Annotated in this window: 21 protein-coding genes; 12 read left to right on the top strand and 9 right to left on the bottom strand. The window is 39.5% G+C overall.

The window, feature by feature from the left end; all coding sequences use genetic code 11:
• Positions 1-111: 111 nt before the first annotated feature.
• On the bottom strand, positions 112-1461 hold the full coding sequence (locus B0169_RS06415) for a Na+/H+ antiporter NhaC family protein (protein WP_077285134.1): 1350 nt from the start codon (positions 1459-1461) through the stop codon (positions 112-114).
• Positions 1462-1813: 352 nt separating this feature from the next.
• On the opposite strand from B0169_RS06415, the gene B0169_RS06410 reads away from it, so the two are divergent.
• Complete coding sequence (locus B0169_RS06410; RefSeq protein WP_077285133.1) at positions 1814-2518, top strand: VC0807 family protein; 705 nt, start codon at positions 1814-1816, stop codon at positions 2516-2518.
• A gap of 228 nt (positions 2519-2746) precedes the next feature.
• Here B0169_RS06410 and pgi read toward each other — a convergent pair whose 3' ends face one another.
• The 6 genes from pgi to B0169_RS06380 all read right to left on the bottom strand — a co-directional run bounded on the left by pgi (position 2747) and on the right by B0169_RS06380 (position 10699).
• Positions 2747-4396 carry a glucose-6-phosphate isomerase gene (pgi, locus tag B0169_RS06405; RefSeq protein WP_077285132.1) on the bottom strand — a complete coding sequence of 550 codons (1650 nt, stop codon included), beginning with the start codon at positions 4394-4396 and terminating at the stop codon, positions 2747-2749.
• A gap of 172 nt (positions 4397-4568) precedes the next feature.
• A complete protein-coding gene (locus tag B0169_RS06400; protein ID WP_077285131.1) occupies positions 4569-5531 on the bottom strand; it encodes a sugar-binding transcriptional regulator in 963 nt (320 codons plus the stop codon).
• Positions 5532-5534: 3 nt separating this feature from the next.
• Positions 5535-6245 (bottom strand): HAD family hydrolase, encoded by a 711-nt coding sequence (locus B0169_RS06395; protein WP_077285130.1) that lies wholly within the window; start codon positions 6243-6245, stop codon positions 5535-5537.
• Positions 6246-6364: 119 nt separating this feature from the next.
• The gene (locus B0169_RS06390) at positions 6365-7285 is read right to left on the bottom strand and encodes a carbohydrate kinase family protein (protein WP_077285129.1); all 921 of its coding nucleotides are present in this window, start codon (positions 7283-7285) and stop codon (positions 6365-6367) included.
• Positions 7285-8838, bottom strand: a complete 1554-nt coding sequence (locus B0169_RS06385) for a mannitol dehydrogenase family protein (protein ID WP_077285128.1) — start codon at positions 8836-8838, stop codon at positions 7285-7287. The genes B0169_RS06390 and B0169_RS06385 overlap by 1 nt, the downstream gene beginning before the upstream one ends.
• Positions 8839-9034: 196 nt before the next feature.
• Complete coding sequence (locus B0169_RS06380) at positions 9035-10699, bottom strand: purine-cytosine permease family protein (RefSeq protein WP_077285248.1); 1665 nt, start codon at positions 10697-10699, stop codon at positions 9035-9037.
• Between the two features lie 543 nt (positions 10700-11242).
• Here B0169_RS06380 and B0169_RS06375 point away from each other — a divergent pair.
• The 7 genes from B0169_RS06375 (at position 11243) to greA (ending at position 19696) form a co-directional block, all read left to right on the top strand.
• Entirely contained in the window at positions 11243-12190 is a 948-nt protein-coding gene (locus tag B0169_RS06375) for a ketopantoate reductase family protein (protein ID WP_077285127.1), read from the top strand.
• Between the two features lie 152 nt (positions 12191-12342).
• The gene (locus B0169_RS06370) at positions 12343-12966 is read left to right on the top strand and encodes an FKBP-type peptidyl-prolyl cis-trans isomerase (protein WP_077285126.1); all 624 of its coding nucleotides are present in this window, start codon (positions 12343-12345) and stop codon (positions 12964-12966) included.
• Positions 12967-13021: 55 nt separating this feature from the next.
• Positions 13022-13519: a hypothetical protein gene (locus B0169_RS06365; protein WP_077285125.1), complete on the top strand. Its 498-nt coding sequence runs from the start codon at positions 13022-13024 to the stop codon at positions 13517-13519.
• A 25-nt stretch (positions 13520-13544) separates the two neighbouring features.
• A complete protein-coding gene (gene dapB, locus B0169_RS06360) occupies positions 13545-14351 on the top strand; it encodes a 4-hydroxy-tetrahydrodipicolinate reductase (RefSeq protein WP_077285124.1) in 807 nt (268 codons plus the stop codon).
• A 341-nt stretch (positions 14352-14692) separates the two neighbouring features.
• A complete protein-coding gene (gene carA, locus B0169_RS06355) occupies positions 14693-15838 on the top strand; it encodes a glutamine-hydrolyzing carbamoyl-phosphate synthase small subunit (protein WP_077285123.1) in 1146 nt (381 codons plus the stop codon).
• A 29-nt stretch (positions 15839-15867) separates the two neighbouring features.
• A complete protein-coding gene (carB, locus tag B0169_RS06350) occupies positions 15868-19086 on the top strand; it encodes a carbamoyl-phosphate synthase large subunit (protein ID WP_077285122.1) in 3219 nt (1072 codons plus the stop codon).
• Positions 19087-19219: 133 nt separating this feature from the next.
• Entirely contained in the window at positions 19220-19696 is a 477-nt protein-coding gene (greA, locus tag B0169_RS06345) for a transcription elongation factor GreA (protein WP_077285121.1), read from the top strand.
• Positions 19697-19809: 113 nt separating this feature from the next.
• On the opposite strand, the gene B0169_RS06340 is transcribed toward greA, so the two are convergent.
• Complete coding sequence (locus tag B0169_RS06340) at positions 19810-20154, bottom strand: rhodanese-like domain-containing protein (protein ID WP_077285120.1); 345 nt, start codon at positions 20152-20154, stop codon at positions 19810-19812.
• A gap of 170 nt (positions 20155-20324) precedes the next feature.
• Positions 20325-20621: a ribosome assembly RNA-binding protein YhbY gene (yhbY, locus tag B0169_RS06335; protein ID WP_077285119.1), complete on the bottom strand. Its 297-nt coding sequence runs from the start codon at positions 20619-20621 to the stop codon at positions 20325-20327.
• 214 nt (positions 20622-20835) lie between these two features.
• Between yhbY and rlmE the strand changes: the two genes are divergently transcribed.
• The 4 genes from rlmE (at position 20836) to glmM (ending at position 25830) form a co-directional block, all read left to right on the top strand.
• Positions 20836-21465, top strand: a complete 630-nt coding sequence (gene rlmE / locus B0169_RS06330) for a 23S rRNA (uridine(2552)-2'-O)-methyltransferase RlmE (RefSeq protein ID WP_077285118.1) — start codon at positions 20836-20838, stop codon at positions 21463-21465.
• 67 nt (positions 21466-21532) lie between these two features.
• Complete coding sequence (ftsH, locus tag B0169_RS06325) at positions 21533-23485, top strand: ATP-dependent zinc metalloprotease FtsH (protein WP_202971809.1); 1953 nt, start codon at positions 21533-21535, stop codon at positions 23483-23485.
• 174 nt (positions 23486-23659) lie between these two features.
• A complete protein-coding gene (gene folP / locus B0169_RS06320) occupies positions 23660-24439 on the top strand; it encodes a dihydropteroate synthase (RefSeq protein WP_077285247.1) in 780 nt (259 codons plus the stop codon).
• Positions 24440-24492: 53 nt separating this feature from the next.
• Positions 24493-25830, top strand: coding sequence for a phosphoglucosamine mutase (gene glmM / locus B0169_RS06315; protein ID WP_077285116.1), 1338 nt, complete (start codon positions 24493-24495; stop codon positions 25828-25830).
• Positions 25831-25849: the final 19 nt, after the last annotated feature.

Raw genomic sequence — 25849 nt, 5'->3', positions numbered from 1 at the left:
CAATAAGCCAATTAACGCTTTGCGTTATCAATAGTTAACTGGAATATCTAGCTAGGTAACTTGGAACAAAGCGGCGAATTAATTCGCCGTTTTTAGTTTGAAAATATCATGCTACTTCTTGGTGATACGCCAAAAAGCAAAGCTAGCAACAACAAATAAAATCATCGGGTAATAGGCATTTGCTACAACCTCAATCGGCGATATTTTTAAGGTAGCGCCAAGCAATAACGCTTGTGCGCCATATGGTAATAAGCCTTGGTTTATACAGGCAAAAATATCTAGCAAACTTGCTGAATGGGCAGGGCTAAGCTGACCATCTTGCGCTAAGTCTTTCGCGGTTTCACCGGTGACAATAATAGAGACGGTATTATTTGCAGTAAAAAAATTACAACAAAAGGCTAGTGCGCCAATGCCAATGCCAGCGGCACGTTTTTGATTATTAGGACTGATTTTACGGGTCAAACGCTCAATACTGTTTGTGAGTGCACTTAGCCCGCCTTGGCGTTTAATTAATTCACTTAAGCCGCCAATAAATAAAGATAAAATAAAGATATCTTGCATGCTAGCAAAGCCTTTATTGATATCGTTGACCCAACTGGCGAGTTGATATCCATTATTTACCATGCCGATTGCTGCGGCTAATACTATGCCGATCAGCAATACTAAGAAAACGTTCACCCCTGAAAGTGCTAACGCTAAAATAACGATGTAAGGTAAAAAACCAATAACATCGAGTTCTTGGCTAACTTGATGGTCAATCGTTACACCATTGGCGGCGAGAATCGCTAAGCAAATGAGAGCTGCTGGTACGGCAAACTTGAAATTTACTCGAAACTTATCTTTCATATGTGCGCCCTGACTACGGGTTGACGCTATGGTGGTATCTGAAATTATTGATAAATTATCGCCAAAAATGGCCCCTGAAATAATACAACCGGCAATTAAGCTGGCATCAACATCGGCTGACTCAATAAAACCTAAAGCTATAGGTGCTATGGCAGCAATGGTACCCATTGAGGTTCCCATTGCGGTAGCAAGAAATGCGGCTACTAAAAAAAGTCCTGGTAATAATAGGTAATCAGGAAAGATTGATAAGCCAAGTTGCACACTCGCATCAACACTACCCGTGGCTTTGGCAACGGTAGCAAAAGCGCCAGCTAACAGGTAAATAATACACATGGTGATAATATTTTGGTGACCTGCGCCTTGGATAAACTGGCTGATTTTTTCATTAACGCTATCTCGCCCCATATAAACCGCCAAGAGTATGGCTGGAATAATGGCAATACTTGCCGGTAATTGATAAAACGCAAAATCAACGCCTTGCAACGTTAGTACAATACCCGTACCAAGAAATAAGCCGAGAAAAACACCGAATGGCAGTAAGCTTTTCAAACTGTGGGCAGGGGGGCTTATATTACTTGATGTTGTCGCAGGCTTTTCAGAAATATTAGTGGTCATGTATGGGGTCTTTTATAATTATTATACTGTGTAAACAATAACTAATTTCTATGGAATGTCTATGAAGAATTGTATTATAGGGATTTAATACTTCATGTCAATCTAGACGTCTAGAAGTTCGTTTATTCTTGTTTCGTTCATTTCTGCGTTTACTGCATTTTTTACTGGGTAATTGTAGCCTTTATTGTCGACATCGCTGTTTATCGTGACAGTATTTTCAGGTTTTATTGAATATCAGCACTCGCTCGCATCATTTCAGGGTTTATATATGACATTCTATTTAATATTCTATAAAATCAACGCAGATCTAAATAGACTGACAATGATCAGCTCTCCATAAAATGAAAAAATAATGTCGACTAAAACACAAACTAAACCTGCTAATAATACCTTACTAGAAATTATTTATAATATTGCTATTCCGTCGATCATCTTAATGAAGCTATCGGGAGATGACTATTTAGGCTCGATGTACGCGCTAGTTTTAGCGTTACTCTTTCCTCTAGGTTATGGCTTATATGACTTTATAAAAAACAAATCGATGAACTTTATCTCGTTACTGGGTTTTTTAAGTACTTTGCTAACCGGCGGTATTGGCTTGTTTGAGCTCGATGTTCAATGGCTAGCTATTAAAGAAGCGGCGATACCATCAGCAATAGGGTTAGTCGTGTTAGTTTCTGGCTTTTGGGGTAAACCATTAATTGCCAAAATGTTGTTAAATCCGATGCTGTTTAATTTAGACCTTATTTATCAAACATTGGCAGATAACGGTAAAACAGAAGAGTTTAAAGCCAAAATTCAACGAGCCAATCATCTGTTAGCCATCACCTTTGTTTTTTCAGCAACAATGAATTATCTTCTCGCTAAATGGATTGTGGTTAGCCCCGCTGGAACTGCCGAGTTTAATGAGCAACTGGGTGAAATGACGATGTTAAGTTATCCGGTTATTGCGATACCGTCAATGTTGATGTTAATTGCCATCATGTTCTATGTGGTAAAGACGTTAACGCGACTAACAAAGTTAAACTTTGAGCAAATATTAAACGCAGAAAAATAATGTGAAATGAAGAAAAAGGGGAAAAGTGGCAATATGAACGAACTTTTCCTCGCAAACTGTCTTGTAAGCCTCAGCGATTAACATTTAACGACTGTGGTTAGCTGAGCTATCAGCTTAAGTATTCATTTTAACCACAAATTGTATAGTCATTAATTGTCGCCATCAAGCATTGCCGATGGCTACTTTCCAGTGTTATTACACTACTTTTAACGCTACTTAATCAAGGGGTTAGTTAAACTCAGAGATACTGCGTCTTTGTCGGCAAATATTGATCAAGCCTTTCGTTGAACCATCCATATCAAGGGGTATATCGGTATTGGCAAGTTTGCTGAAAATATCATTACCTAGCGCTTTACCTAGTTCAACACCCCATTGATCGAAAGAGTTAATTTGCCAAATAACGCCCTGAACGAAGACTTTATGTTCGTACAACGCAATTAAGCTGCCTAAAGCTTTTGGTGTTAATTTTGGCATTAATAGTGTGTTACTTGGTTTATTACCTTTCATGACTTTATGAGATGACAAATAACTGATTTCATCAGTGCTACATTTTGCTTTTGTCATTGCTGCGATAACTTGCTCTTGTGTTTGTCCTTCCATTAACGCTTGGCTTTGTCCTAAACAGTTGGCAATTAACATATCGTGATGATCACAAATATCACTATGTGGATTAAGCGGCAAAATAAAGTCCACCGGAATAGGGGTTTTACTTTGATGGATTAATTGATGAAACGAATGTTGACCATTTGTGCCTTCACTGCCCCAAATAATAGGGCCCGTATCGTAGTTGGTTTCTTTGTTTTCTAAATTAACCGACTTACCATTACTTTCCATATCTAGTTGCTGAATGTAAGCCGGTAAACCGCGTAAATAATGATAATAAGGTAATAGTACTTGTGACTGTGCGCCATGAAAGTTGCGATACCAAATACCTAACAATGCCATGATCACTGGCATATTTTTCTCAAAAGGTGTTTTTCTGAAATGTTCATCCATCTCAAAAGCACCCGTTAGAAACTCTAGGTAGTTGTCAAAACCGATACCAATAGCAAGGGGTAAGCCAATAGCTGACCAAATAGAGTAGCGTCCGCCAACCCAATCCCACATTGGAAATATATTTTTTTCATTGATACCAAAACTTTTTGCGGCGTCGATATTACTCGAAACACAAGCAAAGTTATGTTGAATGTCTGCAACGTTTGCTTGTTTTAAAAACCATTCTTTTGCTGATTCAGTATTTCGCAGCGTCTCTTGCGTGGTTAAGGTTTTAGATGAGGTGATCACCAATGTAGTTTCAGGGTCTAAAGTCGACAACACATCATGAATATGACAACCATCGACATTGGCAACGTAATGTACATTCAAATGTTTTTGACGATAGGGTTTTAAAGCTTCAGACATAATTTTAGGCCCTAAAAACGAGCCACCAATACCAATAGCAACAATATCAGTAAAGGCTTTACCGCTATAGCCTTTTGTCACGCCTGATGAAACATCGTTAACAAAGTTTTTTATTTTTTCTAAAGTCGATTTCACCAAGGGCATAATGTTTTTGCCATCAACATATACCGGTTGATCAGAAAAGTTGCGCAGGGCAGTGTGCAATACTGGACGGTTTTCTGTGGTGTTGATTGGCGCACCAGAAAACATTTGTTCTATTTTTTCACTAACACCACATTGCTTTGCTAAATCAACCAGCAAGTTTTTAGTTTCTGCCACGATATGATTTTTTGAGTAATCTAAGGTTAACCCCAAAGCAGTGATAGTATATTTATCGAATCGTGTAGCATCTATGCGAAATAAAGATTTCAAGTGTATTGTTTTGCTGTCTAAATAGTGAATTTGTAAATTTTGCCATGCCAGAGAATTCGTTAACATGTTTAATAAGCCTTTATAATATTTTGTTTTCTGTAAATGTATTGACTAACTAAGCCATAAACGCTGTCATTTCGCTTACGGTTATGAATGACTTTTAAAGTTATACCCAAACCACTCTGAAACTGCACTTTCAAGTGGCTTGGGTATATAAGCGTTAAATGCATCGGCTCAATTACTTTAATTGTTCGAGTAAACGCTCAGCAGTATATTCATTGGTTATTAAGCCATTGATTAGTTTAGAGCGAAGGGCACCTAGAATTGCGAGTACTTTTTCTTCACCAGCAGCGATGGCATAAACCGCTTTTTCAGGGTTTACTTTCAGTGGTGTACTGGCAACACGCTCATTGACCGCACAATCAATTAAATTACCGTTAACATCTAAAACCCAACTGATTATTTCACCGACTGCGCCTTTAGTTTGCAGCTCTTCTAGCTCTTTAGGGGTAACAAAACCATCAATATGTAACGGCGAATTGACCGCTAAATTACCGACACCGACAAAAGTAACATCGGCTTGCGCGGCTAATTTTAAATTATTAGCGATATAATGTTGGGCGTGTAACTGTTCTTTTTCTTCTTTACTGCTCGGCAGTACAGGAAGTGGCATAGGATAATGCTTAGCATTAATATGCTCTGCCATTCTCATCACAACATCGTATGATGATGCAGAGCCATCTGATGCCATATTACCCAGCAATGCAACAATTTGATGATGTTCACAGTTCAATAAAGTCAGCTCTTCAACGCAAGCGCGCAGCACTCGACCTGTACCTAACGCTATAACCTTAGGTTGTGGAGATTTTAAATGTAGTTCTATTTCTTTTGCGCCCGCTTGCGCAAGCCCTAAAGTCGACGATGGTTCGCCATCAGCACTCGGTACCACGATGCAAGATCGTAAACCGAAGCTTTCCTTGAGCTTTACTTGTAAATCCATACATTTAGCGATGGGGTGTTCGAGCCTGACTTTGATTAAGCCCTCACTGACCGACAATGCAACCATACGCTGAGCTGACTGTCGTGATACATTGAGTTTTTTGGCTATTTCTTCTTGAGTATAACCGGCAACATAATATAACCAACCCGCTTTGGCGGCATCGTCTAACTTTCTTATGTCTGAATTAGAGCGTTTTAACACAGTTTACCCCTCGATTTTAGCTGATGAACTCAGTGATGGTATTTGCTTAAATAACTGGTTCCAATGCGTTATTGTACTAACATCTGCTAGCGCTTGAGTAGAGTTATTGCTACTTTTCAGATGACTAGCGCCAGCATAGCGAATAACATGCATATTTGCTGCGAGTGCTGCGCTGACGCCTGCGTTAGAATCTTCGATTACCAAGCAGTGCTCAGGCGCGACCGCCATTTTTTTTGCCGCATGTAGGAATAAATCAGGGGAGGGTTTGCCATTTGTTACTTCAGAAGAGGTAAAAACATGGCCAGCAAAGTAACTTTCAAGCTGGGTATAGTGCAGTGAATTTTTTACTTTTTCAGGGCTACCGCTCGTAGCAACGCAACTTTTTACTTTAAGATCAGCCAATATGGCGTTTAGGCCATCAGTTTTTTGCAGTTCTTTCGCAAATACGGAAATTAACGCTGCGCGATAATTGTCGCGGAACGCTTCAGTTAACGTTACTGAAAAGTCAGCGAACACTTTAGCGGTAACATGCTCAAAATTGAAACCTAAAAAGTTAGTCAGAAAATATTGCTTTGATACCACAACACCTAAATCTTTGAGCATACTAAGTAATACACGTTGACTTAACATTTCGCTGTCGACTAATACACCGTCACAATCAAAAATTACTAATTCAATTGTCTCAGGTATGGAAAACGTTGTGGTTTGAGGCATTTTTATTCCTTTTAACATTAGAGCAAATTATCAATATGTTACAGCTAAAATGATGATACCAAGATAGCTAAGGTAGCGCGCTGAAAATCAAATTAAGTGCAGTAAAATAAAGCCAGTAATTACACCGGATTAATAAACTGCTCAATATCAGCAAGTGACAATTGCGGAGTCGCACCATGATTGCTCGCGACCATAGCACCGACCGCACAGGCAAAGTTAACCGCATATTGCGCGTTAGTTGTATTACATAACTGGTAAATTAACGAACCTAAGAAAGCGTCTCCTGCCCCTACGGTATCAACGACATTGATCAAAAAACCCGAATTATAATAATTTTTATCATTAATTTTCAGTAAAGCGCCATGTGAGCCTTTCGTTACACAGATATAAGGGCTATTAGTTTTTTCAGCAATAAATTCAATGTTTTGCTCTAGGGAGTTAAATTTAGAGCCCATCGCATGTGCTATTTCGTATAATTCATCATCGTTTAATTTAATAAAGTCAGCAACTTCCATAAATTGTATTAAGGTTGCAAGCTGGTAATGAGGTTTACGTAAGTTAACATCAAAAACCTTGAATTGTGCCATATCAATTAGCTGCTTTAGGGTATTTAATGACACTGGGCTGCGGGCCACTAAACTACCAAAAACAAAAATGTCTGATGACTTTACTTGCTCAATAAGGGCAGGGGTTAAAGCGATGTTATCCCAAGCGGTATCGGCAACAATTTCATAAGATGCGGAGCCGTTATCATCTATTGTTACTTCTACGGTACTGGTTTTTTTATCGCTATTAATCGCAATAAAATCAGTGTTCATATCTCGTGCTTTAATAATATCTAACAGCTCGTTGCCTAAGGTATCATTGCCAACGGCACTTAACATTTGGGCATTAATGCCCAGTGAGTTTAAACGCAAGCAGACATTAAGCGGCGCTCCACCTAAACGTTTATCGCTTGCAAAGCAGTCCCATAATACTTCACCAAAACAGCTGATAGATATTTCACTTGGCGCCTTATGATTAATGAATAAACTGTTCATTATTTTGTCTCCGCACTGGCTTTTTTATGCTTTTTCTCAAGCGTGCTTTTCATAATGTCTTTAATATAGCAACTTGGTGAATACAGCGCGTTAATGGCGTTACCATAATGTTCAGTGAATGCCTGTTGTAAGATTAAATCGCCGAACAAACTATCTAGTTTTAAGAAGGCGAATTTATCTGTTGGCGTTTTTTTAGCATATTTGCTTAGCTCATCTCGCATGGCATCTTGAATATCTAAGGTTTGCTGAGATTGGTTAACTTGCTTATCACTATATAAACACCAAGTGGCAATGACTAAAGCGGCTAATGAACAATCACGTTTTGCTATTAAATTTTCTGTGATAGTAGCGATTAAAAATTTAGGCAGTTTGGCTGAGCTTTCTGAGCAAATACGCGCCAAATTATCTTTGATATTAGGGTTTGAGAAACGCTCAATTAAGGTGTCTTTATATTGTGCTAAATCGATACCGTCTAATTCATCTAAGAGCGGGGTTACTTCTAAATCCATAAAAGCACGTAGGTAATCGGCAAAATCTTTATCGGATACGGTTTCATCTATAGTCGCGTAACCATGAATCGAGCCTAGTAAACCTAACACTGAGTGGCCGGCATTTAATAAACGAATTTTCATTTTCTCAAATGGCGTGACATCGCTAACAAATTGCGCGCCGACTTTATCCCATTGCGGGCGGCCGTCACTAAAGTTATCTTCAATCACCCATTGTGAAAACGACTCACAAGTAATTGGCCATTCATCAAGTAAACCAAAGGTTTGTGCTACGTAATCAATATCGGCTTTTGTTGTTACGGGTGTAATGCGATCGACCATAGCATTAGGAAATTGTACCTGCTGGGCAATCCACTGGCTTAGCTCGGCATCTGCGGGATTTTGTTGTTGAGTAAAGCTTAACAGCATTTTGCGTGTTACGGCGCCATTGTGCTGAATGTTGTCACAAGATTGCACGGTAAAAGCCGGCATGCCGTTATTTTTTCGTATTTTCAAGGCGGCAACAATATAACCAAATGCTGTTGTTGGATCGTCAGGATTGGCAATGTCGTGGGCAATGCTTGCGTTGTTTAAGTCAAGCTCGCCAGTGGTTGGGTGTATGTTGTAACCACCTTCAGTAATGGTTAATGAAACAATTTTAGTGTCGCTATGGGCTAATTTGTCAATAACGGCTTGTTTACTATCGGGAGCGAAAATAAAATCTATCATTGAACCGATGATTTTATTGTCAATTTTGCCATTAGGGTGGCGTACCACTAACGAATATAAGTAATCCTGCTTTACCAAGATATCACGCAAGCCGCGGTTATTTTCTAATAAACCAATACCACAAATGCCCCATTGCTCAGCGCCCGGTGTTTTCAATAATTCATTGATATATACCGCTTGATGGGCACGATGAAAACCGCCAACACCAATATGAACGATGCCCGCTTTGAGGTGGCTGCGATCATACGTTGGTATATCAACAGATGTAGGTAATTTAGCTAAATTGCCTTTGCACAGGGTTTGGCTTAGTGTTTTATTTTTTGTCGTATCAGTCATGTTTTTACCTTGCTCAATAAAATTGAACCTAAAAATTAATCAGGGTAGTGCTACTACTGCTTACCCTATTAATGGTTGTTTTCTGCCTTATAGCTAAAGCTTACTTAGTATTTAGCTATAAGGGATTATTGCTTTTTTGTCTTATTGTCAGCTAACGTTATGCTTCGTAATTAAGTGTTAGTTAACGATACAATCACTAATTATTAAGCACTTTATGACGTTTTAATACGATATAAGCACTGGCAAAATACATGATGGTAAAGATGAAACAGTAAAGTTCAAATTGCGCTTTATTGGCCTCATAAATGGCCATGGTTTCACTGAAAAACATCACCTGACATGCGAATACGGTAATGATTAATAATGAAATAACGGATACGGCATTTAATACTTTGCTTAATAAACTGGTATCAACAACAAAAGCTTTATCGTTTCGTGCTTGCTCAGCTTGATAAGTAACAATGTTTTGTTGCTCCAGTGCTTCAGCAGCAGCTTCTTCGCTGTAATCTTTATCGGCGCCATACTTTTTCGCTAATACAGTATAAGTGACAATGCTAAATATCCACGTTGGGATAAACAGGTAGTAAAAGGACATAACATCTAGCGCGTTTAAACCAAAGCCAAACACTAAGGCAAGTGCCCAAGTTGCAATGGCTGGAATACTGCGAGCAATGTTTTGATATTTAGCCCAATAGCGGGTTAAGCCAATTTTTGGAAATAACACATGCTCAGCAAATACAATGCCGCCAACAGGTACAACTAATAAGCCGGCGTAAGTCAGTAACGGTAGCATTTGAGAAAAAACAAAAGGGAAACAAGCAATGATCACGGTGACGACACCAACAACCGCAGTGGTTTTTTCACGAGAATGATTAACAAAAATAGACTGAGCAGCTAAGCCTGCACGATAAAGGTTGGCGTTAGCGGTGGTCCAGCCAGCGATAATAATGATAACAAAGCCAGTTAAGCCCAACGCGTGGTAAGCAACATCACCAGGATCTAATGAGGTAATGGTGGTTTTAAGTAATACCGCAGCACCTGCGCCCATAATACCCGCTGAAATCCAAGCAAGGTAATGACCAAAAAACATACCAACACCCGATAATAAACCGTAGCTTTTTCGTTTAGCAAAGCGAAAAATTGCCATATCAATTAAACCAAAGTGGGTGATTGAGTTAGCAGCCCATGCAAAGCCTATGACTTCAAGTAGGCCAATGCCTTCTTCACCATCACCGGTAAATCCTGTCCAAATGGAACTGTCACCTATGGTCATAAAATCGCCCCAGCCGGTCAGTGTTGTTGTTCCTAAAACATGGTTTGATAAAGCCGGAAACAAAGCAAAAGAACCGGAAATAAAGATAACAAATAGCCAAGGGGCACATATTTTAGAAAAATCAGCGACGGTGGCAAAACCATACATAGCGACCACGACAACAATAGAGCCGACAGCGAGTACGATAGCAACAAACCAAAAGCTATTAGGATACCAATTAAGTTGAGCTGGAATATCAAACAAGAATCTAACGGCAGTAGATGACACGGTGATCATCGCAGCAGAGATCACCGAAAAAATCACCACATTTGCCCAGTTATAGAGCTTGGTCATTGAATTACCAGCAATTTTATTGAGGTAATTATATAAGCTTAAACGTGTTTCAACTGCGATTGGCGCTGTTAATAACCACCATGAGCACATGGCTAATAAATTACCAATTAATAAGCCGAGTAATATATCAATAGTCGCAGCACCTAATGCGACGAACGTTGCGCCAATAACAAATTCAGTTGCCGCTACATGCTCCCCAGCATATAAGCCTGCAAAGTGTTTCCAACCATGCAATTTATTCTTTGCAACGGGCATTTGTTCCTCATTTATATCATTAAATGAGTTATCTCTATGAATATTAGCCACTTTTTGCTTTCCTCGTTATCAGCAACGTTGAATAGACTGTTGTTTGATAAATGTATTTAAAATATTAATATTGAAAATTAACCGTTTATTGTCTTAACAGTTTTATTGTCATCAATATATTTATTTGCACTTTAGCGCGTAATGAATCAGCTTTTATTTTTATCGTTAATGGAAAAAACAATCGCCTGAGCATTAGCTCGATGCGTGAGCATAATCCCACGAAAGGGTTTTTGTCGTCAACCAGTTTGTCATTAAAATAGCTACAATTTGAACGTTAAAATATTTTAGTATAATAATTCAATAGCTTAATTCACTCTTGGTGGCTGTTATTGCAATGTAAATTGCTTATTTGAAATGCATTAACACCAAGCGCTTATGAATAAACGATGTTAACTGATGATATTTAGGCGACAGATTTTTATTTTAAGCGCCTGACCTTGAAGGTTTTTACATGATAAACTGAGCAAAATTTATGTATTTAAAGGAAGTGTTATGCATTTTGTTATCCTTGGTTGTGGCGCTGTCGGAGGTTACTTCGGTGGTCGTTTAGCACAACACGGTGAAAATGTTACCTTTGTCGCACGTGGTCAGCAATTTGAAAGCATGAAAGCTTCCGGCCTAACGATTAACAGTATCGAAGGCGATGTAAAGCTTGCTAAGATCAATGTGATTGATGCATTAAGCTTGACCAGTGATAGCCTTACAACACCTGCCGATGTGATTTTTATTTGTGTAAAGTCGTATCAGTTGAGTGCTGCGCTTGGGCAAATTAAACCACTTATTTCAGCGAAAACTCGGGTAATTCCGCTCTTGAATGGGGTAAATGCTGCCGATGTCATGCAACAACAAGGCATCGCTAGCGCCAATATCATTGGTGGCTTAGCGAAAATAATTGCTGAAAAGTCAGCGGATGGTGTGATTAACCATACGGGAGCTAAGCCTCATATCACTTTAGGGTGCTTTGCCGAGCAAAATGCTAAAGTAGTTGAGACAGAACAACTTAGTGCGATTGCTAAGCGGTTGAAACTCGCAGGTATTAGTGTCGGGGTAACTAGCGATATAACACTCGCACTATGGCGTAAGTTTATATTAGTTGCAGCCTGGGGAGCTTTGGCGGCGTCTAGAAAGCTTAATTTAGGCGAAATTCGTTCACAAAGTCATGTCGCCTTTTTACTTGAGCGCATTGTTAATGAGTATGCTGATATTGGCCGCAAGGTAGGAGTGCAACTTGGCGACAAGCATATAAAGGAGACTTTAAGCTTTTTATCACGTTTAGCTGATAATAGTGAAACTTCTATGCAAAGAGATTTAGCAGCTGGCGGTGAATCTGAGTTTGACGTGTTAATTGCTTACCCAATGGCAATCGTAGAAGATTTAAATTTATCGGCTCCGGTGTTAACACAATGTTATAAAAAAATACTTGAAAGCTCACATGGTTAAAGCCATTGCGGGTCATAAGGTGTTAATTATCCACAAAGATAAAAAACTTATAATAAATAACAAAATTCCTTTTACTAGCACTACAGACGAAGCTTAGTTTATGCTATTATCTCGCGAATTTTTATCGTATCAATTAATGTGAAGATTAAATAATGTCTGAAAATAAAATCGAAACAATCGAACAACGCGTAAGTTACGGTGTAGGTCGTCAATTAGGTGATCAACTTCGTAATAACCCATTTAAAGATTTTGACGTATCAGCGGTACAAGCAGGTTTAGCTGATGCTATTGCTAATGTTGCTAGCCAAGTATCTGATGAAGATTTAAATGAAGCCTTTGGTATTGTATCTCAAAAGATGCAAGAACTAGAACAAGCACAAGCAAAAGAAAAGTCAGCTGAAGGCGAAGCTTTCTTAGCTGAAAATGCTAAACGTGATGAAGTTACAACGACTGAATCAGGTTTACAGTACGAAGTTATTGCTACGGGCGAAGGCGAAAAGCCAACAGCTGCTAGCACAGTTCGTGTTCATTACCACGGAACATTTGTTAACGGCGATATCTTTGATAGCTCTGTTGACCGTGGTCAACCTGCAGAATTCCCAGTTGGTGGTGTTATTGCTGGTTGGACTGAAGCATTACAGTTAATGACTGAAGGTTCAAAATGGCGTATATATGTGCCATACGACTTAGCTTACGGTGAGCGTGGCTCACAAGGTGCAATTCCTCCGTATGCAACTTTGATATTTGATGTTGAGTTATTAACTATCGTTAGTTAATTAGCTTAATTTTTAAAAGCCCTCACTTGAGGGCTTTTTTATAAGCTTAATTTGAGTGCAATTAAGCGTTATTTATATTGACCGTAAATGTGTATCTACAAGTTTGAGTGCTACAGCCATGTATAAGCGAGCCATTGAGCAGTTATTTCAACGTTACTTAACAGCGTTTCATCAACAAAATATGCTAGATATGCAAAGCTGCTACCAATTGCCTTGTACTTTGCATACACCAGATAAAGTCGTGTTAATGGCTGATAACAATAGCTTCGAACAAGCGTTTTTAGATATTTTTACCGTGCTCAGTCATGCACAAATAAAGCGTTTTATTGCTTTAAAAGCTAGTTTTAGCGTATTAAGCGAACATCTGCTAATCGCTTGTGTTGATTGGCAGTTTATAGACGCCAAAAGTGACGTTTTTACTGATTTTTCAGCTTTTTATCATATCGCGTTAAATGATGAGCAATGGCAAATTTTTAATGTTGTCTCGCAAGAGCTTAGCCAGTCAATCACCTTAAGTGACACTTTTGACATTATTGATAAGACACCTTATTAACATTACACAGTAGGAAGACTTTGCTATGAAAGTAAAAGTAGCTATTTTAGGATGTAGCGGACGTATGGGCCGTAATTTAATACAAGCGGCAATTGAGCATAAATCTATTGAGCTAGTGGGTGGTAGTGTTCGTGTTGGTTCATCTTTTGAAAATTTCGATTTAGGTGAAATTGCCGGAATCGGTGCGATTAATAAAAAAACCACCACAGATTATCAAACCCTATTAACAGCTGATGTGCTGATTGACTTCACTTCTATAGACGCGACACTTGAGCACATACAATGGTGTAAGCAACATAATAAAGCCTTGGTTATCGGTACAACCGGCTTCTCAGACTTACAAGTTGAAACCATTAAAGCTGCTGGAGAGCATATTCCGTTAGTTTTAGCACCTAATACCAGTGTTGGAGTCAACCTGTTATTTAAGTTACTTGAAATCACCGCAAAAGCGATTGGCGACTATACTGATATAGAAATTTTTGAAGCGCACCATAGATTTAAAAAAGACGCTCCTTCAGGCACTGCGGTAAAAATGGGGCAAGTGATCGCTGATACCTTAGGTCGGGATTTAAATAAAGTCGCGGTTTATGGCAGAGAAGGCATTTCTGATGAAAGAGATGCAAGCACGATAGGTTTCGCGACCGTGCGTGCCGGCGATATTGTTGGTGAGCATACGGCTTATTTTGCTGATATTGGTGAGCGAATTGAATTAACTCATAAAGCAAGTTCTCGAATGACCTTTGCTTTAGGGGCAATGCGTGCAGCATTTTGGTTAAGTGAAGCTGATGCGGGTTATTACGATATGCAAGATGTTCTAGGCTTGAAGGATTAATCACAAGCTATTAGTGACTAATAAGCAGGTTATATTTACTGTATCTACGTCAGATAAATGTATTAAAACCTGACTAATTGGTAAGTATTTTAAGGCTTTTATTATAGATAAGTATTGTTTTTGGCGTCTTTACATCAATTACGTCAAAAGCAGAGGTTTTTCACAATTATTACTAGACGAAAGAAGCTTTCAAGCGTAAAATAAGTGGATTTTGTCAAAAATTTACAGTTCATGATGAATTGGTTAAGGTTTTTGGCATTTTTGTACGTATCGCTTTTACAGTTAATGGTAGGTTCTTAGTTGTTTACCATTAATATTCTTTCTTCTTAACGGAGGTTAAATTGACTAAATCTGCCATGTTAGTGCTTGAAGACGGCACTGTATTTAAGGGCACCGCTATCGGTGCAGAAGGGACAGCTGTTGGTGAAGTAGTATTCAATACTTCAATGACGGGTTACCAAGAAATTCTGACTGATCCCTCATATGCAGAGCAAATTGTTACCCTAACATATCCTCATATAGGTAACACAGGTACCAATAGTGAAGATGAAGAATCTAGCACTATTTGGGCTAAAGGTTTAGTTATTCGTGACTTACCGTTATTAGCGAGTAATTTTCGAAGTGAACAAAGTTTAAGCGATTACCTAAAAGCGAAAAACATCTTAGGTATTGCTGATATAGATACGCGTAAATTAACACGTATCTTACGTGAAAAAGGCGCTCAAAATGGTTGTATCATTGCAGGTGACTTTACTGACGTAAGTGCAGAAGAAGCAAAGGCGCTAGCACAAGCACAAAGTTTTCCTGGCTTGAAAGGAATGGACTTAGCTAAAGTGGTTTCGACTAAAGAAGCATACACATGGACTGAAGGTAGTTGGCAGCTAGGTAAAGGGCACGTTACACCTGAAAAGTCTGATTTTCATGTGGTTGCGTACGATTTCGGTGCCAAACGTAATATTCTACGTATGTTAGTCGACCGTGGTTGTAAGCTAACAGTGGTGCCTGCGCAAACCTCAGCAGAAGAAGTACTAGCCATGAATCCTGACGGTATTTTCTTATCAAATGGCCCTGGTGACCCTGAACCATGTGATTATGCGATCAATGCAATTAAAACATTTTTAACTACAGATATCCCGGTATTTGGTATTTGTTTAGGTCATCAGCTACTAGGTTTAGCGAGTGGTGCTAAAACCATTAAAATGAAATTTGGTCATCATGGCGGCAACCATCCAGTAAAAGATTTTGCACGAAATGTGGTGATGATTACAGCCCAAAACCATGGCTTTGCTGTAGATGAAAACAATTTACCTGAAAACTTAAAAGTGACGCATACCTCACTATTTGATGGTTCAATCCAAGGTATTCACCGTACAGATAAACCCGCATTTAGTTTCCAAGGCCATCCTGAAGCGAGCCCTGGACCAGCAGATGCCGCACCTTTGTTCGATCACTTTATCGACTTAATTGTTGCTGCTAAAAAAGCTTAGAACCTAGACAAGAGAAGAGAGATTATAAAATGGCAAAACGTACTGATTTAAAAACTATCTTGATCTTAGGCGCTGGCCCAATTGTTATTGGTCAAGCATGTGAGTTTGATTACTCTGGCGCACAAGCTTGTAAAGCACTGCGTGAAGAAGGCTACCGAGTTGTATTGGTTAACTCAAACCCAGCAACAATAATGACCGATCCAGAAATGGCTGATGCGACCTACATCGAACCTATTCACTGGGAAGTTGTTCGCAAAATTATTGAAAAAGAACGTCCTTGTGCGGTATTACCGACTATGGGCGGTCAAACAGCATTAAACTGTGCACTTGAGCTTGAAGCAAAAGGTGTATTAAAAGAATTCAACGTTGAAATGATTGGTGCGACAGCTGATGCAATTGATAAAGCTGAAGATCGTAGTCGTTTTGATAAAGCAATGAAAGCCATTGGCTTAGAAACACCACGTGCTGAAATAGTACATACGCTTGAAGAAGCACACGCGGCAAGCAAAAACTTAGGTTTTCCTTGTATTATTCGTCCGTCATTCACTATGGGTGGCAGCGGTGGTGGTATTGCTTATAACCGTGAAGAATTTACAGAAATTTGTACACGTGGTTTAGACCTTTCTCCAACATCTGAATTATTGATTGATGAATCATTAATTGGTTGGAAAGAATATGAAATGGAAGTTGTACGCGATAAAAATGATAACTGTATCATTATTTGTTCGATTGAAAACTTCGACCCTATGGGCATTCATACCGGCGATTCAATTACAGTTGCACCAGCACAAACGTTAACCGATAAAGAATACCAAATCATGCGTAATGCTTCGATTGCAGTTCTACGCGAAATTGGTGTTGAAACGGGTGGCTCAAACGTGCAGTTTGGTATATGTCCTAACACTGGACGTATGGTGATCATTGAGATGAACCCTCGGGTATCACGCTCGTCTGCACTTGCGTCAAAAGCGACAGGTTTCCCAATTGCTAAAATTGCTGCAAAATTAGCTGTCGGCTACACGCTAGATGAATTAACTAATGATATTACTGGCGGTAAAACACCAGCATCATTTGAACCGACCATCGATTACGTTGTGACAAAGATTCCTCGATTTAACTTTGAAAAGTTTGCCGGTGCAGAAGATCGTTTAACTACGCAAATGAAGTCTGTTGGCGAGGTAATGTCAATTGGCCGTAATCAGCAAGAGTCATTGCAGAAAGCACTTCGTGGTTTAGAGGTGGGCGTTAATGGTTTTGATCCTATGGTTGACGTGACACAGCCTGGTGCTAAAACCAAAATAATGCATGAGTTACAAGAAGCGGGTGCCGATCGTATTTGGTATGTTGCTGACGCTTTCCGCCTAGGCTTAACTGTTGATGATATTTTCCGTTTAACTAAAATTGATCGTTGGTTTTTAGTCCAAATTGAAGACATTATTTTAGAAGAAGCGAAAGTTGCCGAAGGGGGGTTAAAAGTATTAACACCTAGTTACTTACGTAAATTAAAGCGTAAAGGTTTTGCCGATTCACGCTTAGCAGCTTTGATTGGTGTAGCTGAAGCTGAAGTACGTAAAAAACGTCATACTGCCAACATTTTCCCCGTCTATAAACGTGTAGATACCTGTGCGGCTGAGTTTAGTTCAGATACCGCTTACATGTATTCTACTTATGATGAAGAATGTGAAGCTAACCCGACAGATAAAGAATCAATCATGATCTTAGGTGGCGGTCCAAACCGTATCGGCCAAGGTATTGAATTTGATTACTGTTGTGTTCATGCCGCATTAGCATTACGCGAAGACGGTTATGAAACTATCATGGTTAACTGTAACCCTGAAACAGTCTCAACTGATTATGATACATCAGACCGTTTATATTTTGAGTCAATCACTTTTGAAGATGTGCTTGAAATTGTACGTATTGAAAAGCCTAAAGGCGTAATTGTGCAATACGGTGGTCAAACACCACTTAAACTAGCGCGTGCTTTAGAAGCGGCGGGCGTACCTATTATTGGTACCTCACCTGATGCCATTGACCGCGCCGAAGACCGTGAACGTTTCCAACAAGCGGTTGACCGTTTAGGTTTATTACAACCTGAAAATGCCACTGTTACTTCGTTAGACGAAGCGATGGCAAAAGCTGAAGCTATAGGTTTCCCGCTTGTGGTTCGTCCATCCTATGTACTGGGCGGTCGAGCAATGGAAATTGTGTATGACTTAGATGATTTACGTCGTTATATGACCGAAGCAGTAAGCGTTTCAAATGACTCTCCTGTTTTGCTTGATCATTTCCTAGATGACGCGATTGAAGTTGATATTGATGTAGTTTGTGATGGTGTTGATGTTGTTGTTGGCGGTATTATGCAACATATTGAACAAGCCGGTGTTCACTCGGGTGACTCAGCATGTTCATTACCTGCGTACAGCTTAAGCCAAGAAGTACAAGATGTTATGCGCAAGCAAGTGACTGACTTGGCGTTTGAGTTAGGCGTTATTGGTCTAATGAATACGCAAATGGCAGTTAAAGACGGCGAAGTGTACTTAATTGAAGTTAACCCGCGTGCCGCTCGTACTATACCATTTGTGTCTAAGGCGACAGCTGTGCCTTTAGCTAAAGTAGGTGCGCGTGTAATGGCTGGTAAGTCACTTAAAGAGCAAGGTATTATAAAAGAAGTAGTACCGCCGTACTTTTCAGTGAAAGAAGTCGTTATTCCATTTAACAAGTTCCATGGTAGTGACCCATTAGTAGGACCAGAGATGCGTTCAACGGGCGAAGTGATGGGGGTAGGTGATACCTTCGAAGAAGCTTATGCTAAAGCTAACTTAGGTGCAGGTGTTTCAGTACCTAAAGATGGTCGCGCATTAATTTCAGTTCGTCATAGTGATAAAGGTCGGGTTGCCGATTTAGCAAAACAAATGGTAGCATTAGGTTACCAAATTGATGCAACACATGGCACTGCAATCATTTTAGGTGAAGCAAATATTCCTTGTCGATTAGTGAATAAAGTACACGAAGGTCGCCCACATATTCTTGATAGAATTAAGAATGGTGAATACAACTACATTATTAACACTACAGAAGGTCGCAAGGCGATTGAAGATTCTAAAGTGTTACGTGGTGGTGCTTTACGTTACAAAGTCGCATATACTACAACACTGAACGCTGCATTTGCTGCTTGTCAATCACACGCAGCAGATGACCGAAATATTGTAACGTCAATACAAGAGTTACATAAGCGTTGTAAATAAAGCTGTTTGAGTGGGTTTGCTCTTATCGAGGAAAATTCACTCAACTGATTTTACCAGCGATTAATTTTTTGAAGGTGGTTACCTAGTTTTTAACATGGGTAAGCCGCCTTTGTTGTTATAAAAGAAGAGTAAAATGACAAAATATCCGATGACATTGCTTGGCGCCGAGCAATTAAAAGAAGAATTAAGAATTTTAAAAACTGAAAAGCGTCCACGTATCGTTAAAGATATTGCTGATGCGCGTGAACATGGCGATTTGAAAGAGAACGCTGAATATCATGCCGCTAAAGAAGAGCAAGGCTTCTGTGAAGGTCGTATTCAAGATATTGAAGGGCGTTTATGTAATGCACAAGTTATCGATGTAACTAAAATACCTAATACCGGTAAAGTTATCTTCGGCTCAACAGTGACATTATTGAATATCGATACTGAAGTAGAAGTAAGCTATAAGATTGTTGGTGATGATGAGGCTGATTTTAAAACCGGTCGTATCTCTTTAAACTCGCCGATTGCACGCGGTTTAATTGGTAAAGAAGTGGATAGCGAAATTGAGATCACTACCCCTGGTGGCGTAGTTGAATATGAGATTGTTTCGGTAGATCACATTTAAGTATTATTCAATTTACAGCAGCAAGAACTGATACTACTTAGTTTAAAAAAAGCGCTTATCGTTATGATAGGCGCTTTTTAGTTATTAAAGCACAACGCACTTTTTATTAAGCATTATAATGCGACTTTTGCGTTACAAATTTCATTATGGGGGCAGCTGATCGCTTTTACATTGGTATAGCCAATACGTTGTAACTGCTCAGCAGCAAGTGCTGCGCGTCCGCCAGAGGCACAATGTAAATAAATCGCCATATTAGCATCAGGACAATGCTGAGCAATATTCATTTCTAAGATACCACGTGGAATGTGTAATGAGTTGTCGACTGGAGAAGCAGCATTCTCCGCTGGCTCCCTTACATCAATAAATGTCGCATTTTTATCGGTAAACGCTTGAGCGGCGCTAATACAAGTAACTGACTTTTTTGCTAAAGCAACGAGTTCGGGCACTGATAAAATCATTTTTTAATCCGTAAAATAGAAGGTAATACTTTATTCTATGACAAAGGGGAAAGTTTGTATATTAGTTTATCCTAATATAGCAACAAGTTTTCTTTGGAGATAAAAAAAGGGCTTATGCCCTTTTTCATTTTCGTGTTTTGCTTACCTATTTTACTGCTCAGTAAATAACATTAAATTTTTGGTATGCGAATCTTCTTTTCTTCAGATTGACGATAAATAACTAAGGTTTTACCGATCACTTGCACTTTAGTTGCATTGGTTTCACGACAAATGGCTTCAACGATTAGTGCTTTTGTTTCACGATCATCGGTAGGGATTTTAATCTTAATTAATTCGTGATGATTTAAAGCGAAGTCGACTTCGGCAACTACAGCTTCGGTAAGGCCGTTATTACCTAGTAATACCACGGGTTTAAGGCTATGAGCTAAGCCTTTTAAATACTGGATTTGTTTTTTATTTAGGTTCATTAACAATTTTCGTTACAAGTTAGCTTGAATTATCGCTATTTTACCTCCATCTAGTTTGTAATACTAATATTGTTTACAAAGTGATAGCTTTTTAACGTACTTTTCTGCTTTGTTTTTGGTTAATATAGACCTGACCTTATTTAGAAAGTAAATAAAGTTAACGAATATTCGAAAGTTAAGTAACGTTTAATAGCATAATAGATAAGTGGATTGAATGAGTAAGAATAAGGTCAGTGTCAGTAGTGCTCGATGGTTGAAAGAGCATTTTGATGATGAATATGTAAAAAAAGCGCAAAAGTTAGGGCTTCGCTCACGCGCTGTATTTAAACTTGAAGAAATCAATAAGAAAGACAAGTTGATTAAATCTGGCATGAAAGTGGTTGATTTAGGTGCAGCACCAGGCGGTTGGTCTGAATACGCAACGAAAGTTGTTGGTGACAGTGGGCAAGTTGTTGCCTGCGATATTTTACCGATGGACCCTATTGCAGGTGTTGATTTCTTGCAAGGTGATTTTCGAGAAGAAGCCGTACTTGATGCGTTATTGAACCGAATTAATGGTAAAAATATTGATGTTGTTATGTCTGACATGGCGGCAAATTTTACCGGTAATGATACCGCAGACGCGGCACGAAGCATGTATTTAGTGGAATTAGCACTTGATATGTGTAACCAAGTTTTAAAGAAAAATGGCGCTTTTGTTGTGAAAGTGTTTCAAGGCGAAGGCTTTGAGCAATTTATGAAAGATGCTCGAGCCGCATTTAAAACCGTTAAAACTCGCAAGCCAGAATCATCGCGTGCTCGTTCACGTGAAGTTTATCTAGTGGCGACCGGCTTTAAATTGTAGTAAATTAGATGGAAATATTTCATCGCACCATTTTGAACATTAGCAAGAGGTCATTAAGTTGAGCGATATGGCAAAAAATCTTATTTTATGGTTAGTTATTGCAGTTGTACTTATGTCTGTTTTCCAGAGCTTTACTCCAGGAAACGGCAATGAACAACAAGTAGATTACACACAGTTTATCCAAGACGTACGTCAAGGACAAATTAGAGAAGTTGACGTTGATAGAAATGGCGTTATTAATGGTATTAAACGTAGCGGTGAGAACTTTGTCACGGTTATCCCTGGAGGCTATGATCGTGATTTAATCAATGATCTAGTAAAGCAAGGCGTTAATGCAACAGGTGAATTACCTGAGGAGCCTAGCTTCTTAATGACAATATTTGTTTCTTGGTTTCCAATGATATTGTTAATTGGTGTTTGGATTTTCTTCATGCGCCAAATGCAAGGCGGTGGCGGTAAAGGTGCCATGAGCTTTGGTAAATCGAAAGCGCGTTTATTGAGCGAAGATCAAATTAAAACGACTTTTGCTGACGTTGCAGGTTGTGATGAAGCAAAAGAAGAAGTATCAGAGTTAGTTGATTACTTAAAAGACCCGTCACGCTTTCAAAAGCTAGGTGGTCGTATACCATCAGGTGTTTTAATGGTTGGTCAACCTGGTACCGGTAAAACGTTATTAGCTAAAGCCATAGCGGGTGAAGCGAAAGTACCGTTTTTTACTATTTCAGGTTCAGACTTTGTTGAAATGTTTGTTGGTGTTGGTGCATCACGTGTACGTGATATGTTCGAACAAGCAAAAAAATCAGCACCTTGTATTATCTTCATTGATGAAATCGATGCTGTTGGTCGCCAACGTGGCGCTGGTATGGGTGGTGGTCATGATGAGCGTGAACAAACACTTAACCAAATGCTAGTTGAGATGGATGGCTTTGAAGGCAATGAAGGGGTTATCGTTATTGCTGCAACTAACCGTCCTGATGTACTAGACCCTGCATTATTACGTCCTGGTCGTTTTGACCGCCAAGTAACTGTTGGCTTGCCTGATATTCGTGGCCGCGAACAAATTCTGAAAGTACATATGCGTAAAGTACCATTAGGTGACGATGTAAAAGCGTCAGTTATCGCACGTGGTACACCTGGTTTTTCTGGTGCCGATTTAGCTAACTTAGTAAACGAAGCCGCATTATTTGCAGCCCGTTCAGCGCGACGTGTCGTGGGTATGGCTGAGTTTGAAAAAGCTAAAGATAAAATCATGATGGGTTCTGAGCGTCGTTCAATGGTAATGACTGAATCTGAAAAAGAGATGACGGCTTATCATGAAGCAGGCCACGCAATTGTTGGTCGCTTAGTACCCGATCATGATCCTGTTTATAAAGTCAGTATTATGCCACGTGGTCGCGCTTTAGGTGTCACTATGTACTTACCAGAGCAAGATAGGTTTAGTCATAGTAAGCAGCACTTGGAAAGTAACATTTCATCTTTATACGGTGGCCGTATTGCTGAAGAAATGATTTACGGTTTTGAGAAAGTGTCAACAGGTGCATCGAACGATATCGAACGTGCCACGCAGCTTGCTCGTAAAATGGTGACACAATGGGGCTTCTCTCAAAAAATGGGTCCTATGCTGTTTGCTGAAGAAGAGGGCGAAGTATTCTTAGGTAGAACATCATCTAAGTCACTGAATATGTCTGATGAAACAGCACGTGCTATTGATGAAGAAATTAAAGATTTTGTTAACCGTAACTATGAACGTGCAGCGAAAATCTTAAAAGAAAATGAAGATATTCTACATGCAATGAAAGATGCACTAATGGAATATGAAACGATTGATGCCTTACAGGTTGATGATCTAATGAATCGTACTAAAGTTCGCCCACCGGCTGATTTTGACGGCACAAGTTCTGATGGTAAATCAGATAATAATGCAGATTCTAGTAAACCATCAGCAAAAAAGGATGACGAGAAAGCGTCACCAACGGAATCTTCAAGTTCAAATGAAACTTCAGATATGCCAGTTAAATAAATAGCCATATTTGAATAATAAGCCTCAATGGTTAAATCATTAGATTTATCAACTATTGAGGCTTTATTTTATGTAAAGTTTAACCGTATTTATTAAAGAATTTATAAAGAGAATCTGGTGTTAAATCATCTTAATTGTTCCAGCTTAAACCTCGACTTATCGACACCGCAAGTGATGGGTATTCTTAATACTACGCCTGATTCGTTTTCAGATGGTGGTAGCTACACGCAACTTGAATCTGCGTTAGCACAAGTTGAACGTATGATTGTTGATGGTGCTAGCATCATTGACATTGGTGGTGAGTCAACACGACCAGGAGCTGAAGATGTCAGTGAAGAAGATGAATTGGCACGTGTTATTCCTGTGCTTATTGCCATTAAGCAACGCTTTGATGTTTTAGTTTCTATTGATACTAGCAAAGCAGCGGTAATGAACGCGGCAATAACTGCGGGTGCCGATATGATTAACGACGTAGCAGCCTTGCAAAATCAAGGGTGTTTAGCCGCTGTCGCGCAAAGTGATGTGCCTGTTTGCTTAATGCATATGCAAGGTTTACCTCGTACGATGCAAAATAACCCCAGTTATGATCATGTAATTAACGATATAGTGGCATTTTTTCAACAACGCATTGAGGCTTGTATTAGTGCCGGTATTGCACGTGAACGCATTATTTTAGACCCTGGTTTTGGCTTTGGAAAAACACTGGAACAAAACTTTCATCTCTTAGCTAACTTATCGAAATTTTCTCAGCTAAAGTTACCTTTGCTTATCGGGATTTCGCGTAAATCTATGATAGGAAACTTATTAAATCGAGACGTTAAGCAACGTCTCGCTGGCAGCTTAAGTGCTGCCATTATTGCCGCTCAACAAGGGGCAAATATTATTCGCGTGCACGATGTTGAAGCAACCGTGGACGCATTAACTGTATTACAAGCCGTAACTGATAACCAGTAAACAGCTAGGGTCAAAAAGCTAATAGGTAAGCCATTAGCGTAATGGAGAAACTCATGTCAGAAAGAAGATATTTTGGTACCGATGGAATTCGTGGTTTAGTCGGACAATACCCAATTACCCCACAATTTGTTATGAAGTTAGGTTATGCCGCAGGACGTGTTTTAGCCGCGCAAGGCACCAAAAAAGTACTTATTGGTAAAGACACCCGCATATCAGGTTACATGTTAGAGTCTGCGCTAGAAGCAGGATTCTCAGCAGCTGGCATTGATATTGGTTTATTAGGGCCAATGCCTACGCCAGGTATTGCTTACTTAACTAAAACCTTTCGTGCTGAAGCCGGTATTGTGATCAGTGCCTCACATAACCCTTTTTACGACAATGGTATCAAATTCTTTTCTCAAGACGGACAAAAGTTACCAGACGATGTTGAGTTAGCTATTGAAGCCGAACTTGATAAAGACATGGGCTGTGTAGAGTCTGCTCACTTAGGTAAAGCTAATCGCATAGCTGATGCTGCCGGTCGTTATATTGAATTTTGTAAAAGTAATTTTCCAAGCCAATATTCATTAAAAGGCATGAAAATAGTTGTCGATTGCGCAAATGGTGCCACGTATCACATTGCCCCTAATGTTTTTCGTGAGTTAGGTGCTGAAGTGGTCGAAATCGGAACGGCGCCCAATGGCACTAATATTAATCATGAATGTGGCGCAACCTCGATGGCGGCAATAAGCGCTGCGGTTGTTGATCATCAAGCAGACCTAGGTATTGCTTTAGATGGTGATGGTGACCGTTTGATGATGGTAGATCATACCGGCTATGTTATTGATGGCGATGAATCTGTTTATGTCATTGCTTGTAATGATTTACAAAGTGGTAATATCGATGGTGGTGTTGTGGGTACCTTAATGAGTAATATGGGCCTAGAGCTTGCTCTTGCTGATATGGGCGTTCCGTTTGCTCGTAGTAAAGTGGGCGATCGCTATGTTATGGAAATGCTTAAGCAAAAAGGTTGGCAATTAGGGGCAGAAAACTCTGGCCATGTCATCAATTTAAACCATACATCAACCGGTGATGGCATTATTGCTGCTTTGAATGTTTTAACCGCTATTTGTAATACGGGTAAAAGCTTATTTGAATTACGCCAAGGTATGACTAAATTACCACAAGTATTAGTTAATGTTAGATTTTCTGGTGATAGCGATCCATTAGTTAATGATGATGTTGTGGCGGCTGTTGACAAAGTTAATGCAATCCTCACGGGTCGTGGGCGTGTACTGTTGAGAAAATCAGGCACTGAACCACTGATCAGAGTTATGGTTGAAGGCCCAGAACACGACGAAGTTACGGCTTTAGCAAACAATATTGCTGACGCCGTTAAGCTTGCATGTTAGTGGTAATAATTTGGCCATT

The sequence above is a fragment of the Cognaticolwellia aestuarii genome (genome assembly GCF_002000025.1).
In the GTDB taxonomy this organism is placed as follows: domain Bacteria; phylum Pseudomonadota; class Gammaproteobacteria; order Enterobacterales; family Alteromonadaceae; genus Cognaticolwellia; species Cognaticolwellia aestuarii.
Note: the sequence above shows the minus strand (reverse complement) of the source record. Positions and strands in the feature narration are given on the sequence as shown.